The organism is Nocardioides kongjuensis (assembly GCF_013409625.1).
In the GTDB taxonomy this organism is placed as follows: domain Bacteria; phylum Actinomycetota; class Actinomycetes; order Propionibacteriales; family Nocardioidaceae; genus Nocardioides; species Nocardioides kongjuensis.
This window is the reverse complement of sequence record NZ_JACCBF010000001.1, coordinates 1,532,769-1,548,910: the sequence shown is the minus strand read 5'-3', so window position 1 is coordinate 1,548,910 and position 16,142 is coordinate 1,532,769. Positions and strand designations below refer to the sequence as shown.

The 16,142-nt window shown below is 72.3% G+C and carries 15 protein-coding genes; 9 read left to right on the top strand and 6 right to left on the bottom strand.

Going from position 1 to position 16,142, the window contains the following annotated elements; genetic code table 11:
* Window positions 1-12 precede the first annotated feature (12 nt).
* Both BJ958_RS07500 and BJ958_RS07495 read left to right on the top strand, forming a co-directional pair.
* Window positions 13-315, top strand: a complete 303-nt coding sequence (locus tag BJ958_RS07500; protein ID WP_179726268.1) for a hypothetical protein — start codon at window positions 13-15, stop codon at window positions 313-315.
* A gap of 24 nt (window positions 316-339) precedes the next feature.
* The gene (locus tag BJ958_RS07495) at window positions 340-1,437 is read left to right on the top strand and encodes a 2Fe-2S iron-sulfur cluster-binding protein (RefSeq protein WP_179726267.1); all 1,098 of its coding nucleotides are present in this window, start codon (window positions 340-342) and stop codon (window positions 1,435-1,437) included.
* Between the two features lie 121 nt (window positions 1,438-1,558).
* On the opposite strand, the gene BJ958_RS07490 is transcribed toward BJ958_RS07495, so the two are convergent.
* Entirely contained in the window at window positions 1,559-1,951 is a 393-nt protein-coding gene (locus BJ958_RS07490) for a hypothetical protein (RefSeq protein WP_179726266.1), read from the bottom strand.
* A 77-nt stretch (window positions 1,952-2,028) separates the two neighbouring features.
* A complete protein-coding gene (locus BJ958_RS07485; protein ID WP_179726265.1) occupies window positions 2,029-3,969 on the bottom strand; it encodes a GMC family oxidoreductase N-terminal domain-containing protein in 1,941 nt (646 codons plus the stop codon).
* Window positions 3,970-4,014: 45 nt separating this feature from the next.
* On the opposite strand from BJ958_RS07485, the gene BJ958_RS07480 reads away from it, so the two are divergent.
* Entirely contained in the window at window positions 4,015-4,632 is a 618-nt protein-coding gene (locus BJ958_RS07480) for a DNA-3-methyladenine glycosylase I (protein WP_179726264.1), read from the top strand.
* On the opposite strand, the gene BJ958_RS27700 is transcribed toward BJ958_RS07480, so the two are convergent.
* The 3 genes from BJ958_RS27700 to BJ958_RS07465 are packed head-to-tail and all read right to left on the bottom strand — an operon-like array spanning window position 4,616 to window position 6,902.
* Window positions 4,616-5,542 carry an NUDIX domain-containing protein gene (locus BJ958_RS27700; RefSeq protein ID WP_343052603.1) on the bottom strand — a complete coding sequence of 309 codons (927 nt, stop codon included), beginning with the start codon at window positions 5,540-5,542 and terminating at the stop codon, window positions 4,616-4,618. The two genes, BJ958_RS07480 and BJ958_RS27700, sit on opposite strands and share 17 nt — an antisense overlap.
* Window positions 5,539-6,210, bottom strand: a complete 672-nt coding sequence (locus tag BJ958_RS07470; protein WP_179726263.1) for an MBL fold metallo-hydrolase — start codon at window positions 6,208-6,210, stop codon at window positions 5,539-5,541. Before BJ958_RS07470 ends, BJ958_RS27700 begins: the two co-directional genes overlap by 4 nt.
* Entirely contained in the window at window positions 6,207-6,902 is a 696-nt protein-coding gene (locus BJ958_RS07465; protein ID WP_179726262.1) for a maleylpyruvate isomerase family mycothiol-dependent enzyme, read from the bottom strand. Before BJ958_RS07465 ends, BJ958_RS07470 begins: the two co-directional genes overlap by 4 nt.
* Window positions 6,903-7,050: 148 nt before the next feature.
* On the opposite strand from BJ958_RS07465, the gene uvrA reads away from it, so the two are divergent.
* The 3 genes from uvrA to BJ958_RS07450 are packed head-to-tail and all read left to right on the top strand — an operon-like array spanning window position 7,051 to window position 10,992.
* Entirely contained in the window at window positions 7,051-10,056 is a 3,006-nt protein-coding gene (gene uvrA, locus BJ958_RS07460) for an excinuclease ABC subunit UvrA (RefSeq protein ID WP_179726261.1), read from the top strand.
* Window positions 10,057-10,090: 34 nt separating this feature from the next.
* On the top strand, window positions 10,091-10,576 hold the full coding sequence (locus tag BJ958_RS07455; protein ID WP_179726260.1) for a Rieske (2Fe-2S) protein: 486 nt from the start codon (window positions 10,091-10,093) through the stop codon (window positions 10,574-10,576).
* Complete coding sequence (locus BJ958_RS07450; RefSeq protein ID WP_179726259.1) at window positions 10,573-10,992, top strand: Rieske (2Fe-2S) protein; 420 nt, start codon at window positions 10,573-10,575, stop codon at window positions 10,990-10,992. The genes BJ958_RS07455 and BJ958_RS07450 overlap by 4 nt, the downstream gene beginning before the upstream one ends.
* On the opposite strand, the gene BJ958_RS07445 is transcribed toward BJ958_RS07450, so the two are convergent.
* Window positions 10,893-12,266: a tetratricopeptide repeat protein gene (locus BJ958_RS07445; protein WP_179726258.1), complete on the bottom strand. Its 1,374-nt coding sequence runs from the start codon at window positions 12,264-12,266 to the stop codon at window positions 10,893-10,895. The genes BJ958_RS07450 and BJ958_RS07445 overlap by 100 nt on opposite strands.
* A gap of 37 nt (window positions 12,267-12,303) precedes the next feature.
* Between BJ958_RS07445 and uvrC the strand changes: the two genes are divergently transcribed.
* From uvrC to BJ958_RS07430, 3 genes are read left to right on the top strand one after another with little or no spacing between them, the layout of a single operon-like run.
* Entirely contained in the window at window positions 12,304-14,292 is a 1,989-nt protein-coding gene (uvrC, locus tag BJ958_RS07440) for an excinuclease ABC subunit UvrC (protein WP_179726257.1), read from the top strand.
* The gene (rapZ, locus tag BJ958_RS07435) at window positions 14,285-15,151 is read left to right on the top strand and encodes an RNase adapter RapZ (RefSeq protein ID WP_218865637.1); all 867 of its coding nucleotides are present in this window, start codon (window positions 14,285-14,287) and stop codon (window positions 15,149-15,151) included. Before uvrC ends, rapZ begins: the two co-directional genes overlap by 8 nt.
* A complete protein-coding gene (locus BJ958_RS07430; protein WP_343052601.1) occupies window positions 15,144-16,115 on the top strand; it encodes a gluconeogenesis factor YvcK family protein in 972 nt (323 codons plus the stop codon). The genes rapZ and BJ958_RS07430 overlap by 8 nt, the downstream gene beginning before the upstream one ends.
* Window positions 16,116-16,142 lie beyond the last annotated feature (27 nt).

The following is a 16,142-nucleotide window of genomic DNA, read 5'->3' as shown; positions in this document are numbered from 1 at the left end:
CGGGAGACCGCGATGGCTTCGTTCGTCCCGACCAGCGAGGAGACCCTCGAGGACCTCCGGCGCTACACCGAGGACCGACTGGTCGACGTGGCCTGCCTGGACTGCCTGGCGCAGGTCCGGGTCAAGAAGAACAGCGAGCACCAGACCTCCGTGCAATGGAGCGCAGAGGCCCGGTCGGCTTGTCAAGAGTTCGTGCGACGAGATCAGCGTCCCGGCGGACGGGACGTGCACAAGCCCTGCACGCGGCTGATGGCTAGCATCGACGACGCCGTCCGGGCCGGAGATGTCCCGGTCGGTGCGTACGACGGCTACTGAGCCATCTTTTAGTAGGGGAGTTCCGTGGACATCGAGTCCTTCGTGCTGGACGTCGTCGGTGTGGTCGAGGAGACCGCCGACGCCAAGTCGATCAGCTTCGCCGTGCCCGAGGGCCAGGCGGAGAAGTTCGACTACAAGCCCGGCCAGTTCCTGACCGTGGCGGTGCCGAGCGACCAGACCGGCATCGCGGCGCGGTGCTACTCGCTCTCCAGCAGCCCCCACGACGGCGGTCCGCTCACGGTCACCGTGAAGCGCACGGCCGACGGCTACGCCTCGAACTGGATCTGCGACAACCTCGAGGTCGGCGACACGCTGCGCGTGCTGCCGCCGTCCGGCATCTTCACGCCGGCCTCGATCGACGCCGACCTGCTGCTGTTCGCCGGCGGCTCCGGTGTGACGCCGATCATGTCGATCACCCGCACCGCCCTCGCGCACGGCAAGGGCCAGATCGTGGTGTTCTACGCCAACCGCGACGAGAAGTCGGTCATCTTCGCCGACGAGCTCACCCGGCTGGCTGCCGAGAACCCCGACCGGCTCCAGGTCATCCACTGGCTCGAGTCCGTCCAGGGCCTGCCGACCGAGGCGCAGATGAAGGCCTTCGCGTCGCAGTACGGCGGCTTCGACTCCTTCGTGTGCGGCCCGGCTCCGTTCATGAAGATGGTCACCACGGTCCTCAAGGACCTCGAGGTGCCCCGCAGCCTGCGCCACCAGGAGAAGTTCGTCTCGCTGGGCGGCAACCCGTTCGGCGACCTCGAGGAGCTCCAGGCCGTCGAGGCCGAGATCGCCCTCGCCGAGTCCGACGACGACGGTCCCGCCACCGAGGTGTTCGCCGACGCCCCCGCCGGTCCGGTCAAGCTCGAGGTCGAGCTGGACGGCGAGGAGTACACGTTCGACGACTGGGACCCGCGCACCAAGATGCTCGACTTCTTGGAGTCCAAGGGCGTCAAGGCGCCGTACTCGTGCCGCGAGGGCGAGTGCTCGGCCTGCGCGATCCGGCTGGTCGAGGGCGACGTCAAGATGATCTACAACGACGTGCTCGACAACGACGACCTCGAGGACGGCATCCGCCTGGGCTGCCAGTCGGTGCCGCTGACCGACACCGTCAAGGTCTCCTACTCCTAGGACACGTCCCGGACGGCGTCGAGCGCGTCGCGCCTTCGTCCGGCAACGGCAACGGCAACGGCCACCGGCTGCACCCCCCTAGGATGCAGCCGGCGGCCGTCGGTCCGTGTGGCTACCGGCCTCAGGCGGTCGGAGCCGGCGCGGGCGCCGGGTGGGCGGCCGTGCACGTGTCGAGGCGCTTCTGGGCGTGCTCGACGCGCTGCACCTGGAACTTCTTGGCCTTCTGGACGTGCTGCTTCTTCTCCTTGGCCGTGGCGAGCGCGGCCTTCGCGTTGCGCTTCTCCTTGGCGGTGTCCGCGGCCTTGACCTCGGCCTTCGCCTCGGCGATCGCCTCCTTCTTGGCGGCGAGCTTCGCGGTCAGCGACTCGAGCTTGGCCTGCGCCTTGTCGAGCTGGGCCTGCTCCTTCGCGCACGGGGCGTCGGTGGGCGGCGCGGCGACGGCGCTGGTCAGCGGCGCGACGGTGAAGCCGAGGGCGAGCACGGCCGCGGCGGCGGCGGTACGGACGGGGGTCATGGGAGACGCTCCTTCGGTGGTCGAATCGTTCGTCACCCGGTACATGTCGCCGACGCCGCGCAGCGTTACATCACCCGTCAGGACATCCGGGAGGCGAGCCTGGTCGCGGTCATGTGGGCGATCGACTCGATCGAGATCATCGGGTTGACGCCGGAGGCGGTCGGGAAGCACGAGCCGTCGGCGACGTAGAGGCCCTCGACGTCCCACGTCCGCCCGTCCGGGTCGACCGCGGACGTCTCGCGGGAGCCACCCATCCGGGCGGTGCCCATGATGTGCAGCGCGGCCAGGGCGAGGGTGGCCGGTGCGGCGCCGGCGGCGCGCAGGTCCTGCTCGAAGGTGGCGGCGGAGCCGCGGACGCCGGGCTCGTAGCTGACCGTGCGGTGGTGGGTCGACGCGATCCACCGGGCGCCGGCAGCCTCGGCCATCCGGGCGCCGCCGACCAGGCCCTGGACCAGGTGGTCGGTGTCGCGCGGGGACAGCTGGTAGCGCACGACCGGCTCGCCGCGCCGGTCGACCCGCACGGTCCCGCCGGGGTCGCGGTCGCGGACGATGACCGCGACGCCGAGGGTGTGCCTCAGCTCGTTCATGCGGCGGCGGAAGTCCTCGGCGCCGCGCCAGTTGACGAAGCCGGTGCCGAACGCCGGCGTCAGGGGAGCGGTCTCGTACAGCACGCCGTAGCCGTCACCGTCGAGGTCGGTGAGCGCGTCGACGTACCTGCTCTGCATGGCGCCGATCCACCCGTCGACCGGCTCCTCCATGCGCCCCCACACGGCGGTGGCCGGGTGGAGGCGCAGGTGGCGGCCGATGTTGGGGTTGGTGAGGCCGCTGCGCTGGAGCAGTGCAGGGGTCTGGATCGCGCCCGCGGCGACGACGACCGCCCGAGCCCGTACCTGGACCCGGTGCCCGTCGGCGGTGACGCCCTCGACGCCGGTCGCGCGGCCGAAGCTGCTGGTGACGGTGCGGACCGTGACGCCGGTGCAGATCCGGGCGCCGGTGCGGGCGGCGTCCTCGAGCCAGGTCTTGGCCGTCGACTGCTTGGCTCCGAGCCGGCAGCCCATCCCGCACCGCCCGCACTCGACGTCCTGGTCGCAGCCGACCACGTTGCGCGGCATCGCGGCCACGTCCCAGCCCAGCGCCCGCGCACCGCGCTCGAGGATCGCGTCGCGCGGGGCTGCCTTGTCGTGGTCGGTGTTGACGCCGAGCCGGGCGCAGACCGCGTCCATCGAGGCGGCGTACTCCGCGGTGGCGAACTGGGGGACGCCGTGCCCGGCCCACTCCTCGCGCACTCGGTCGGGCGTGCGGAACGAGGTGGAGTAGTTGACGACGGTGCCGCCGCCGAGGCCGCGACCGGCCAGCAGCGCGACCTGGCCCTCCGCCGTGGACTGCGGGCTGAGCGCGTAGAGCTCGAGGAAGCCCGTCGCCTCGCTGCCGTCGAAGTGCCGTTCGTCGTGCATCCCGCCTGCCTCCAGCACCACGACGTCGAGCCCGGCCGCGGCCAGGACCCCGGCCGCCGTTCCCCCGCCGGCGCCGGAGCCCACGACGACCACGTCGCAGCTCATGGTGGTGTCGTGGGTGAGCGGCATCGGCCGCACCACCGGCGTCGGCGGGTCGGCGCGCAGGCCGAGCGGGCCGGGGAAGCCCATCTCGTCCCACAGGGCCTGACCGCCGGTCATGTAGTAGGGGAGCAGGCTCGCCGTCTTGAGTCCTTGGAAGAGCACCCGCTTCGCGCCGACCCGGCTGTCGGAGAGCGAGAGCAGCGCCCGCTCGCGGGCTGCCTGGTCGAGCTCGGAGAAGCGTCGAGGACGACCGGTGAGCGCCAGGCCCAGCGCCCGGCTGTCCCACGCGTCGAGGAGCGCCCGCAGCTGTCGCACCTCTCCCGTGCGCGGGTTGGCCTCCGCGATCCGCAGGGCCAGCTCGTGGGCGCCGACCTCGGTCGGGGCCGGGACGCCGTCGCCGCCGGGGGCGAAGGTGTCGGCGATGAGGCCCATGGCCCTGACCTGCCGCGCAGTGAACGCCATGACGGGACTGTAGGGCGTGTCGGTACGTCGTGGGAGGGTCTCGCCATGACTGCCCCGAGCGCTGCTGTCCCCGGTCCCGACGGCCTGCCCCGCTGCCCGTGGGCCCTCAGCGCCCCGGAGTTCCCCGCCTACCACGACACCGAGTGGGGCTTCCCCGTCGTCGACGACCAGCGGCTGTTCGAGAAGGTCAGCCTCGAGGGCTTCCAGTCCGGGCTGAGCTGGCGCACGATCCTGGTGAAGCGCCCGGCCTTCCGCGCGGCCTTCTCGGGCTTCGCGTTCGACGTGGTCGCGGGCTACGACGAGCGCGACGTCGCCCGGCTGCTCGCCGACGCCGGGATCGTCCGCCACCGCGGCAAGATCGAGGCGGTCATCAACAACGCCGGGCGCGCGCTCGACCTGGTCGAGGAGCGGGGCTCGTTGGCGGCGTACTTCTGGGGGTTCGAGCCGCCTGTCTCCGAGCTCGGCGAGCCACAGACGCTGACGACCTCGCCGGCCGCCGTCGCGATGTCGAAGGACCTGAAGAGGCGGGGCTGGAGGTTCGTCGGGCCGACCACCGCGTTCGCGTTCATGCAGGCGATGGGACTGGTCAACGACCACGTCACCGGGTGCGTCACCCGCGACGAGGTCGCGCAGGCCCGGGCCGGGTTCACCCCTCCGGCGTGACCGGCTGCGCCTCGACCACCCAGACCGTGTTGCCGTCGGCATCGGAGACCGAGAACATCAGCGGCACCGGGCCCTCCCCGCCCATCAGCTCGCCGACCGCCACCCCGGCCTGCTCGAGGCGTGCCCGCTCGCCGCGGACGTCCGTCGCCTCGACGCCGACCGCGCCACCACCGGGCGCCGAGCCGTCCCAGGCCACGTTGAGCGCGAGCACGGCGATCGAGCCGGGAGGCGCCACCTCGACCCAGCGACCCGCGGTGTCCCCTTCGCCGAACGCGACGTCGGAGCGCAGGTCCCAGCCGAGGGTGCCGGTGTAGAAGGCGAGCGAGGCGTCCTGGTCGGCGACGGTGAACATGGCAGTGGCGAGCGAGGTCACGGAGGTCACGGATCGAGCGTGCCACAGCGCAGGTTCGCCGAGAAGGCGCTCGCCCAGCACCGCCACGGTGTCCGGCACGAACTCCAGCGTCGCCAGCATCTCCCGGAGCCGCTCCACGCTCACCCACTCACCCCAGGCGACCTCCTCCGGCTGCCAGGTGATCGGGCCGTCGTGGACGCAGGTGTAGGCGAACGCGTGGTACGACGTGTGCGCGTCGGCGTAGTCGTCCTCGCCGATCACCTCGAGCTCGACCCCGGTCACGCCGAGCTCCTCGGCCGCCTCTCGCACCGCGGCCTCGTACGGGTCCTCGCCGGCCTGGAGCACCCCTCCGGCCGCGAAGTCGTAGCGGCCCGGGAACACGTCCTTGGTGTCGGTGCGCCGGTGGACGTAGACCTCGCCCGCGCTGTTGCGTACGACGACCAGGGTGGCCGCGTGGCGCAGGTTGCGGGCACGCATCTGCGAGCGCGGCACGGACTCGCCGGTCGGGCGGCCGTCGTCGCCGTACAGGGCGACCTGCTCCTCCGCCGAGCCGGTCACCAGCCGCGCTCGCGCCACTCCGCGACGTGCGGCCGCTCGACGCCCAGCTGTGAGTCGTTGCCGTGGCCCGGGTAGAACCAGGTGTCGTCGGGGAGGGTGCCGAACAGCTTGGTCTCGACGTCGTCGATCAGCGACGCGAACGCGTCGGCGTCGCCGAAGGTCCCGCCGACGCCCCCGGGGAAGAGCGAGTCGCCGGTGAACAGGTGCGGGTGGCCGGCGGGGTCGCGGTAGAGCAGGCAGATCGAGCCGGGGGTGTGGCCGGTGATCCGGATGACCTCGAGCTCGCAGGAGCCGACGGCGACGGTGTCGCCGTCGGTGACGCGGCGCTCGACGGGGACCCCGGTCTGCTCGGTGATGGCGTCGGCGTCGGGCTCTCCGGCGACCACGACGGCCCCTGTCTCCCTGACGACGTCCGCCAGGGCCCGGTGGTGGTCCCAGTGCTGGTGGGTGGTGACGACGGCCGACAAGCCACCGTCGCCGATGAGCGGCAGCAGCGTCTCCGGCGCGGCGGCGGCGTCGATGAGCACCTGGTCGCCGGTGTCGGTGCACCGCAGGAGGTAGCAGTTGTTCGACATCTTCTCGTCGACGGCGACCTTCGTGATGGTCAGCGCGGGCAGCTCGCGCACGTCGGCGGCACCGCCGACGGTGACCTCTCCGGTGTAGCTCATCGTCCCTCCAGGCTCGGCAGCGTTCCGGTCGTGCTCGAGACTACTGGCGCCGCGGCGCGGCCGGTCGCCCACCAGGCGAGGGCGCCGAGCGGGCCGCTCACCGTCGGGGCGTCGGTGCCGGGGGAGCCGAAGGCCCAGCGGGCGGGCTCGTCGGTGGCGACGACGTGGAAGCCGGGGCCGGCGTACCGCTGGGCGTCGTCGTGCAGGAACGCCATCGCGGTCGTCGGCGGCCAGTCGGACGCGGAGTAGCCGGCGCCCAGGTCGGCGTGGTGGATCTCGACCTCCCGCAGCCGCAGGTGCGCCACGTCGTTCGCCGGCATCAGCCGCCCGCCCGGCGTCCGCTCGAAGGTGGTGCCCGGGGCCAGCCCGGCGGCGACGTCGAGCACCTCGGCGAGGCTGGCGCAGCCGGCGACCAGGCGCGCGAGGACCTCCTGGGGCGTCGCGGTGGCGAGCACGGCGATGTCGCCGTCCCTCGCCTCGTCGGAGGAGTACATGGTCGCGGGAGCGCCGTCGCGGAGCCCGCGGAGCACGCCGGCGAGGCCCTCGGCGTTGAGGGCGAGGTGGGCGAGGACGTGGCCGCGGGTCCAGCCGGCGCACAGCGACGGGGCGGCCCACTCGGCGGCGGGCAGGGCGCGGGCGGTGGCGAGCAGCCGGTCGGTGGCCGCGGCGAGGGCGGCAGTGGGGGAGGTCACGCCCCCATCATCCCCGTCCCGGCCAGCGCGGACAGGGCCGGTGTCGGTGGCGGGTGAGAGGCTGTTCCCTGTGCGCCGCGGCTTGCCTGCCGGCGTACGATGGCGAACACTTGTTCGAAGACGTCGAGACTCTCAAGAGGGACCGGTAGTGACCGATCAGCTGATCATCCGTGGGGCACGCGAGCACAACCTCAAGGACGTCTCGATCGACCTTCCCCGCGACTCGCTCATCGTGTTCACGGGCCTGTCCGGCTCGGGCAAGTCGAGCCTCGCGTTCGACACCATCTTCGCCGAGGGCCAGCGCCGCTACGTCGAGTCGCTCTCGGCGTACGCCCGCCAGTTCCTGGGCCAGATGGACAAGCCCGACGTCGACTTCATCGAGGGCCTCTCGCCCGCGGTCTCGATCGACCAGAAGTCGACCTCCAAGAACCCGCGCTCGACCGTCGGGACCATCACCGAGGTCTACGACTACCTGCGCCTGCTCTACGCCCGCGCGGGGCGCGCGCACTGCCCGACCTGCGGCGCCCCCATCGAGCGACAGACCCCCCAGCAGATCGTCGACCGGATGATGGCCCTCGAGGAGGGCACCCGGTTCCAGGTGCTGGCGCCTGTGGTCCGCGGCCGCAAGGGCGAGTTCGTGGAGCTGTTCCGCCAGCTGCAGTCGCAGGGCTTCTCCCGGGCCCGGGTCGACGGCGAGACCCACAACCTCGACAACCCGCCCACGCTCGACAAGAAGTACAAGCACACGATCGAGGTCGTCGTCGACCGGCTGGCGGTCAAGGAGACGGCCAAGCGCCGGCTCACCGACTCCGTCGAGACCGCGCTCGGCCTGGCCGGCGGCCTCGTCGTCTTCGACCTCGTCGACAGCACCGAGCCCGGCGGCCAGGAGCTCAAGTTCTCCGAGAAGATGGCGTGCCCCAACGACCACCCCATCGAGACCGACGACCTCGAGCCGCGCTCGTTCTCGTTCAACTCGCCGTTCGGCGCCTGCCCTGCCTGCACCGGTCTCGGCACCCGGATGGAGGTCGACCCCGAGCTGGTCGTCCCCGACCCGACCGCGACCCTGGCCGAGGGCGCGCTCCAGCCGTGGAGCCACGCCCACGTCGCCGACTACTTCGGCCGGCTGCTGATCGCCCTGGGCGAGGAGCTCGGTTTCGACGTCGACACCCCGTGGGAGCAGCTCTCGCCGAAGGCCCGCAAGGCGATCCTGGAGGGCCATCCGACCAAGGTCCACGTGGTCACCCGCAACCGCTACGGCCGCGAGCGTTCCTACTACGCCGACTTCGAGGGCGTGCGCACCTACGTCGAGCGCCGGCACCGCGAGGCCGAGAGCGACACCAGCCGCGAGCGGTTCGAGGGCTTCATGCGCGAGGTGCCGTGCCCGGTGTGCTCCGGCAGCCGGCTCAAGCCGGTCTCGATGTCGGTGACCCTCGGCGCCCGCGAGCACGGCGGCAAGAACATCGCCGAGGTCTGCGCACTGCCGATCAACGAGGCCGCCGCCTACCTGCGCGACCTCGACCTGTCCGCCCGCGAGCGCCAGATCGGCGAGCGGGTGCTCAAGGAGATCCAGGAGCGGCTCAACTTCCTGCTCGACGTCGGCCTCGACTACCTCTCGCTCGACCGGCCCTCCGGCTCGCTGTCGGGTGGCGAGGCCCAGCGGATCCGGCTCGCGACCCAGATCGGCGCCGGCCTGGTCGGTGTCCTCTACGTCCTCGACGAGCCGTCGATCGGCCTCCACCAGCGCGACAACCAGAAGCTGATCGAGACGCTCGTGCGGCTCAAGGACCTCGGCAACACGTTGATCGTCGTCGAGCACGACGAGGACACCATCCGCGTCGCCGACTGGATCGTCGACATCGGCCCCGGAGCCGGCGAGCACGGCGGCCAGGTGGTCCACTCCGGCACGGTCAAGGACCTGCTCGAGCACCCCGACTCGATGACCGGGCAGTACCTCTCCGGTCGCCGCGAGATCCCCGTCCCCGCCGTGCGCCGTCCGCGCACCAAGGGTCGCGAGCTCAAGGTGATCGGCGCCCGCGAGCACAACCTCAAGAACGTCGACGTCGCCTTCCCGCTCGGCGTCTTCACCGCCGTGACCGGCGTCTCCGGCTCCGGCAAGTCGACGCTGGTCAACGACATCCTCTACACCTCGCTGGCCAAGCAGATCTACAACGCCCGCGCCATCCCCGGCCGGCACCAGAAGATCACCGGCCTCGAGCACGTCGACAAGGTGATCCACGTCGACCAGTCGCCGATCGGTCGCACGCCGCGGTCCAACCCGGCGACCTACACCGGTGTCTTCGACCACGTCCGCAAGCTGTTCGCGCAGACGCCCGAGGCGAAGATGCGCGGCTACCAGCAGGGCCGCTTCTCGTTCAACGTCAAGGGCGGCCGCTGCGAGGCGTGCGCCGGCGACGGCACGATCAAGATCGAGATGAACTTCCTCCCGGACGTCTACGTCCCGTGCGAGGTGTGCCACGGCGCCCGCTACAACCGCGAGACGCTCGAGGTCCACTACAAGGGCAAGACCATCGCCGAGGTCCTCGACATGCCGATCGAGGAGGCTCAGGAGTTCTTCGCCGCCGTGCCCCCGATCGCGCGGCACATGAAGACGCTGACCGAGGTCGGCCTGGGCTACGTCCGCCTCGGGCAGCCGGCCACCACGCTGTCCGGCGGCGAGGCGCAGCGGGTCAAGCTCGCCGCCGAGCTGCAGAAGCGGTCGACGGGCCGCACGGTCTACGTCCTCGACGAGCCGACCACCGGCCTGCACTTCGAGGACATCCGCAAGCTGCTCGGCGTGCTCTCCGGCCTGGTCGACAAGGGCAACACGGTCCTGGTCATCGAGCACAACCTCGACGTCATCAAGACCGCCGACTGGCTGATCGACATGGGTCCCGAGGGTGGCTCGCGCGGCGGCACCGTGGTCGCCGAGGGCACGCCCGAGGACATCGCCGCCACCCCCGCCAGCCACACCGGCACGTTCCTCAAGCCGCTGCTCGACGGTCGTTCCGCGCGCCAGCCCACCGGGCTGAAGCGGGCTCCCGCTGCGGCCGCGAAGGCGCCGGCCACGAAGACGGCCGCCAAGAAGACGGCGGCGAAGAAGGCGCCCGCGAAGAAGACGGCGACCAGGAGGACGACGGCCCGGGCAGGCTCATAGGTCGCTCTCAGGAGCGGACCGTAGCCTGACGCCCATGACTTCCTCGGTGAGCAGGAGGCGGGCCCTCGCCGGCGCCGCCACGCTCGGTGTCGGCGTCCCCCTGCTGGCGGCCTGCGGCGACGACTCGACCGCCGCCACGGACCCCGTGTCGCCCGACCCGACCTCGGCAGCCCCGACGCCGGAGCCCACCGCGGCGACCGGTGCGCCGAGCACCGGCGCCGGGTCCGGATCCGCGGCAGGGCTCGTCGCGGCGGCCGACGTACCGGTCGGCGGGGGCGTGGTGCTCAAGGCGGACGAGCTGGTGGTGACCCAGCCCGTCGCGGGGGAGTTCAAGGCCTTCACCGCGTTGTGCACCCACCAGGGCTGCCTGGTCGGGTCGGTGACCGACGGCTCGATCCACTGCCCGTGCCACGACAGCCTGTTCTCAGCCACGGACGGGTCCGTCGAGAGCGGCCCGGCGAGCGCTCCACTGGCCGCGGTCGCGGTGACGGTCGTCGAGGGGCAGGTGGCACGCGCATGAGCCTCGGTGAGGTCCGCGCCAGCCGGCGCATCGTGTTCTCGGGCCTCGGCGCGCTCGGCGTCGCCGCGGCCCTCGCCGGGTGCGCCGGTAGTGGCGGCAGCTCCTCGACGAAGACCAAGGTCTCCGCCGGTACCGAGCTCGCCACCACGTCCGAGGTCCCGGTCGGCGGCGGCATCATCCTGGCCGACCAGAAGGTCGTGATCACCCAGCCCACGGCGGGGCAGTACGACGCGTTCAGCGCCGTGTGCACCCACCAGGGCCTACTGGTGACCTCGGTCGACAACGGCACCATCCACTGCGCCAACCACGGCTCGTCCTACTCCGCTACGACCGGAGCGGTCGAGGGCGGCCCGGCGCCGTCCGCGCTGGCGAAGGTCGAGATCAAGGTCGAGGGCGACAAGATCCTGGCGGCCTGAGCGGCGGCCGATCGGCGCCAGCTGCGGTCGCGCGGCGCCTCGCGCCGGTCCAGCCGCGCGTCGAGCACCTGCCGCGCCTCGTCGTACCGTCCCGCGCGGAGCAGTGCCGCGATCCGGGCCTCCTCGACGATCTCGCGCTGGGCGTCGGACCCACCGAGCCGCCAGGTCGACGCCCCGAGGGCCGCCAGTCGGTCGGCAGCGGCCGAGCAGCGCCCGGCGGCGAGCAGGCCGAGCGCGGTCGCGAGCGGCGCCACCACCTCGCGGTGGGTGGCCCCGGGGTGTTGCGCGCACCAGGCCGCCAGGTTGCGCAGGCCGACCCGGTCGTCGCTCGCCAGCAGCGCGACCGCCGCGTGCATCCCGAGGAACGCGGTCCCGGGCCGCTCCAGCACGTCGCGTCCGGTGACGGCGACGACCTCCTCGATCGAGGGCACGTCGGTCGCGTCCGGCGTGATCGCCCAGCGGAACAGCAGCGAACCGCTGTCCACGAGCGCCCGGCAGCCGACGGCCTGCCGGGGCTGGAGCTGGCCGTCGTAGCGAGCACGGACGGCGGCCAGGTCGCCGATCGACAGCTCGTGCAGCGCCGCGTGCCAGGAGAAGTGGGTGAGGCTGTCGGTCGCGGCCCCGTCGCCGTCGATCCAGCCGTCCATCCACGCCAGTCCGGCGGCGTGGTCGCCGGTCTCGTAGTGGGCGTGCGCCCGGGCGTGGGCCGCGTGCCCACCCGACGGCTCGGCCGCCAGTGACCGGCAGGAGAGGTCCATCGCCTCGTCGAAGCGGCGCTGCTCCTGGCGCACGAACGCCATCAGGCCGGTGATCCACGGGTCGTCGCCGTAGGCCGGCGCCGCGTCCTCGACGATCCGCCAGGCCTGCTCGGGGACGTCGGTGACCCCGGCGAACGCGATGGTGGGCATGGCGACGGAGAGGAGCAGCGCGTCCCGCGGGTACGACGCCAGGTGGTGCACCAGCGGCGCGGGATCGCCGAGCAGGTGGCGCTCGATCGCGTGCACGTGGCTGCGCTCGCGCTCGGTCGCGCGCGCGGCGTGCAGGCGGGCGTCGGCGAGCCGGGCCGCGATGTCGACCTCGACGCACATCTCGTGGCCCAGCAGTGCGAGCGCGGCGTGCCCGACGGCGAAGGTCGGGTCGAGGGCGATGGACGAGGCGATCCGGTCGGCCGCGCCGGTGCGCAGTCGCAGCAGGTCACGTATCCCGCCGACGTAGGCGTCGGCGGCGAGGGGACCGGTGGTGAGCTCGTAGCCGTAGGCATCCCGACATCGCATAACTGTAGTAAAGCACGCGACTAACGCGAATAAGGAGATGTCGGCACCGCTCCGTAGGGTTGTGGGCGTGTCACCCGCGCTGAGCTACCGGCCGAAACCCGGCGAGATCCCCACCCAGCCCGGGGTCTACCGGTTCCGCGACCGCACCCAGCGGGTGATCTACGTCGGCAAGGCGAAGAACCTGCGCGCCCGGCTCTCGTCGTACTTCCAGGACATCGGCAACCTGCACCCGCGCACCGCGACCATGGTCACCACCGCGACCTCGGTGGAGTGGACGGTCGTCGGGACCGAGGTCGAGGCGCTGCAGCTGGAGTACTCCTGGATCAAGGAGTTCGACCCGCGGTTCAACGTGAAGTACCGCGACGACAAGTCCTACCCGTGGCTGGCCGTCACCGTCTCCGACGAGTTCCCGCGGGTGATGGTCGGGCGCGGCGCGAAGCGCAAGGGCACCCGCTACTTCGGCCCCTACGGCCACGCCTGGGCGATCCGCGAGACCGTCGACATCCTGCTGCGCGTCTTCCCGATGCGCTCGTGCAGCAACGGCGTGTTCAAGCGGTCGAGCCAGATCGGGCGGCCCTGCCTGCTCGGCTACATCGACAAGTGCTCGGCGCCCTGCGTCGGCAACATCTCGCCCGAGGACCACCGCGCGATCGTCGACGACTTCTGCGAGTTCATGGCCGGACGCACGCGACCGTTCATGAAGCGCATCGAGCAGGAGATGCACGCCGCCTCCGACGCACTCGACTTCGAGAAGGCCGCCCGGCTGCGCGACGACCTCGGCGCGATGAACAAGGCGCTCGAGAAGCAGGCCGTGGTGCTCGGCGACGGCTCGGACGCCGACGTGATCGCGCTGGCGGAGGACCCGCTCGAGGTCGCGGTGCAGGTGTTCTACGTGCGGGGCGGCCGGATCCGCGGTCAGCGCGGCTGGGTCGCCGACCGCACCGACGACGGCGACACCGCCGCCCTGGTCGAGGACTTCCTGCTCCAGCTGTACGCCGGCGTGGCGCCCGAGGACGTCCGCGACGCCGTACCCCGCGAGATCCTGGTCCCCGCCCTGCCGGCCGAGCACGCCACGTTCGAGCAGCTGCTCTCCGACCTGCGCGGCGCGAAGGTCGAGATCCGCGTCCCGCAGCGCGGCGACAAGAAGGCCCTGCAGGAGACCGTGGCCCGCAACGCCACCGAGTCCCTCGCGCTGCACAAGACCAAGCGGGCCAGTGACCTGACCACGCGCAACATCGCGCTCGGCGAGATCGCGGAGGCGCTCGAGCTCGACGAGGCGCCGCTGCGCATCGAGTGCTACGACGTCTCCCACATCCAGGGCACCGAGATCGTCGCGTCCATGGTCGTGTTCGAGGACGGACTGGCCCGCAAGGGGGAGTACCGCCGGTTCGTGATCAAGGACCAGGACGGCTCCGACGACGTCAAGGCCATGCACGAGGTGATCACCCGACGGTTCCGACGGCTGCTCGACGAGCAGGCGCGCTCGGAGCTGCGGCCGGGCGACCCCGACGCCGGCACCGGTCCGATGCTGGTCGACCCCGACACCGGTCGGCCACGGAAGTTCGCCTACGCGCCCGGCCTCGTCGTCGTCGACGGTGGTGCGCCGCAGGTCGCTGCGGCCCAGCGCGCGCTCGACGAGCTCGGCATCGACGACATCCCGGTCTGCGGCCTGGCCAAGCGTCTCGAGGAGGTCTGGGTCCCCGGCGAGGAGGACCCGGTCATCCTGCCGCGCACCTCCGAGGGGCTCTACCTGCTGCAGCGGGTCCGCGACGAGGCGCACCGGTTCGCGATCACCCACCACCGCAACCGGCGCTCGAAGTCGATGGTCGAGAGCCTGCTCGACGACGTACCGGGCCTGGGGGAGGTGCGCCGCCGGACGCTGCTGCGCCACTTCGGCTCCCTGCGCAAGCTGCGGGCCGCCACCGTCGAGGAGATCGCCGCCGTCCCCGGGGTGGGGCCGCGCACGGCGAGCGCCATCAAGGAGGCCCTCGACGGGGCCACTGGGCACAATGACGCCCATGGATGAGACGCACGGGCAGCTCGTGGTCGTCACCGGCATGACCGGTGCCGGCCGCAGCACCGCGGCCAAGGAGCTCGAGGACCTCGGCTTCTTCGTCGTCGACAACCTCCCGCCCAGCCTGCTGCCGGAGGTGGTCCGCCTCGTCGACGAGAGCCACGGCCCGGCCCAGCCGGTCGCGGTCGTGGTCGACGTCCGGTCCGGCTCGTTCTTCCAGGGCCTGCGCAGCGCGATCGCCCACGGCGTGGCCGGCCGGGTGACCACGCTGGTCTTCCTGGACGCCACCGACGAGGTGCTGGTCCGCCGCCAGGAGGCGGCCCGTCGTCCGCACCCGCTGCAGGAGGGCGGCCGCCTGCTCGACGGACTGCAGCGCGAGCGCAGCGTGCTCGCCGACCTGCGCTCCGAGGCAGACCTGGTCATCGACACGAGCAGCCTCAACGTGCACCAGCTCACCGACCGGATCGCCGAGTCCTTCGGCACAACCGAGACCACCCGGCTGCGGGTCTCGGTGATCAGCTTCGGGTTCAAGTACGGCATCCCCGTCGACGCCGACTTCATGGCCGACATGCGCTTCCTGCCCAACCCGCACTGGGTCCCCGCCCTGCGTCCGCGCACCGGCCAGGACGCCGAGGTGTCGGCGTACGTGCTGGGCCGGCCGGGGGCCGCCGAGTTCGTCGACGCCTACGTGCCGCTGCTGTCGGGGGTCGCCGAGGGCTACCTGCGGGAGGGCAAGCGGTTCATGCGGGTGGCGATCGGCTGCACGGGCGGCAAGCACCGCAGCGTGGCGATGACCGAGGAGATCGCCCGCCGGCTGGGGGAGCAGGGGTACGTCGCCCGCGCGATCCACCGTGACCTCGGCCGTGAGTGAGCGGGCACAGGCGGTCGTGGCCCTGGGCGGCGGCCACGGCCTGCACGCCTCGCTCAGCGCCCTGCGCCACCTCGTCGACGACCTGACCGTCGACGACCTGACGGCGGTGGTCACGGTGGCCGACAACGGCGGCTCCTCGGGGCGGCTGCGGGGTGAGTTCGGCGTGCTCCCGCCGGGCGACCTGCGGATGGCACTGGCCGCGCTGTGCGGCGACGACGAGTGGGGCGACACCTGGGCCAAGGTGCTGCAGCACCGTTTCGAGGGCGACGGGGAGATGCGCGGCCACGTGGTCGGCAACCTGCTCATCGTCGGCCTGTGGGAGCTGCTGGGCGACCACGTCGACGCCCTCGACTGGGTGGGCCGGCTGCTCGGCGCCAAGGGCCGGGTGCTGCCCATGGCGATGACGCCCATGGACATCACCGCCGAGGTGCGTGGCCTGGTCGTCGGCGATCCCGACGCGCTCACCTCCGTGCGCGGGCAGGTCGAGGTCGCCACGACCGACGGGGTGATCAGCGAGATCGCGCTGGAGCCGGCCGACCCGGAGGTGAGCCCCGCCGTCGTGGACGCGATCGCGGCGGCGGACTGGGTGGTCCTCGGGCCCGGCTCCTGGTTCAGCAGCGTGCTCCCGCACCTGCTGGTCCCGCGGCTGCGCGAGTCCCTCGTCGCGACCGACGCCCGCGTCGTCGTCGTGCTCAACCTCGAGGAGCAGGCCGGTGAGACCGGTGGCTTCGGGCCGGCCGACCACCTGGCCGTCCTCGCCGAGCACGCACCGGACCTCGGCATCGACGTGGTGCTGGCCGACCGCGCCTCCGTCGCCGACGACCTCGGCGAGCTCGAGGAGACGGTCGCCGCCCTCGGCGCCCGCCTCGTCGTCGACGACCTGGCCGTGGGCGACGGCACGCCGCGGCACGATCCCGTGAGGCTCGCCACGGCGTACGCCCGCGTCTTCGGCATCGGCTCCTGAGGTTGTTGACCCGCGTGGGAGGATCGC

What these genes read in the sequence shown, in the direction of transcription:
- rapZ (WP_218865637.1), top strand. Translation starts at nt 14,285, where the DNA reads ATGGATGAGACGCACGGGCAGCTCGTGGTCGTCACCGGCATGACCGGT.
- BJ958_RS07500 (WP_179726268.1), top strand. Translation starts at nt 13, where the DNA reads ATGGCTTCGTTCGTCCCGACCAGCGAGGAGACCCTCGAGGACCTCCGG.
- BJ958_RS07470 (WP_179726263.1), bottom strand. Translation starts at nt 6,210, where the DNA reads ATGAGCTACACCGGAGAGGTCACCGTCGGCGGTGCCGCCGACGTGCGC.
- BJ958_RS07485 (WP_179726265.1), bottom strand. Translation starts at nt 3,969, where the DNA reads ATGGCGTTCACTGCGCGGCAGGTCAGGGCCATGGGCCTCATCGCCGAC.
- uvrC (WP_179726257.1), top strand. Translation starts at nt 12,304, where the DNA reads ATGTCGGCACCGCTCCGTAGGGTTGTGGGCGTGTCACCCGCGCTGAGC.
- BJ958_RS07450 (WP_179726259.1), top strand. Translation starts at nt 10,573, where the DNA reads ATGAGCCTCGGTGAGGTCCGCGCCAGCCGGCGCATCGTGTTCTCGGGC.
- BJ958_RS07445 (WP_179726258.1), bottom strand. Translation starts at nt 12,266, where the DNA reads ATGCGATGTCGGGATGCCTACGGCTACGAGCTCACCACCGGTCCCCTC.
- BJ958_RS07490 (WP_179726266.1), bottom strand. Translation starts at nt 1,951, where the DNA reads ATGACCCCCGTCCGTACCGCCGCCGCCGCGGCCGTGCTCGCCCTCGGC.
- BJ958_RS07455 (WP_179726260.1), top strand. Translation starts at nt 10,091, where the DNA reads ATGACTTCCTCGGTGAGCAGGAGGCGGGCCCTCGCCGGCGCCGCCACG.
- BJ958_RS07480 (WP_179726264.1), top strand. Translation starts at nt 4,015, where the DNA reads ATGACTGCCCCGAGCGCTGCTGTCCCCGGTCCCGACGGCCTGCCCCGC.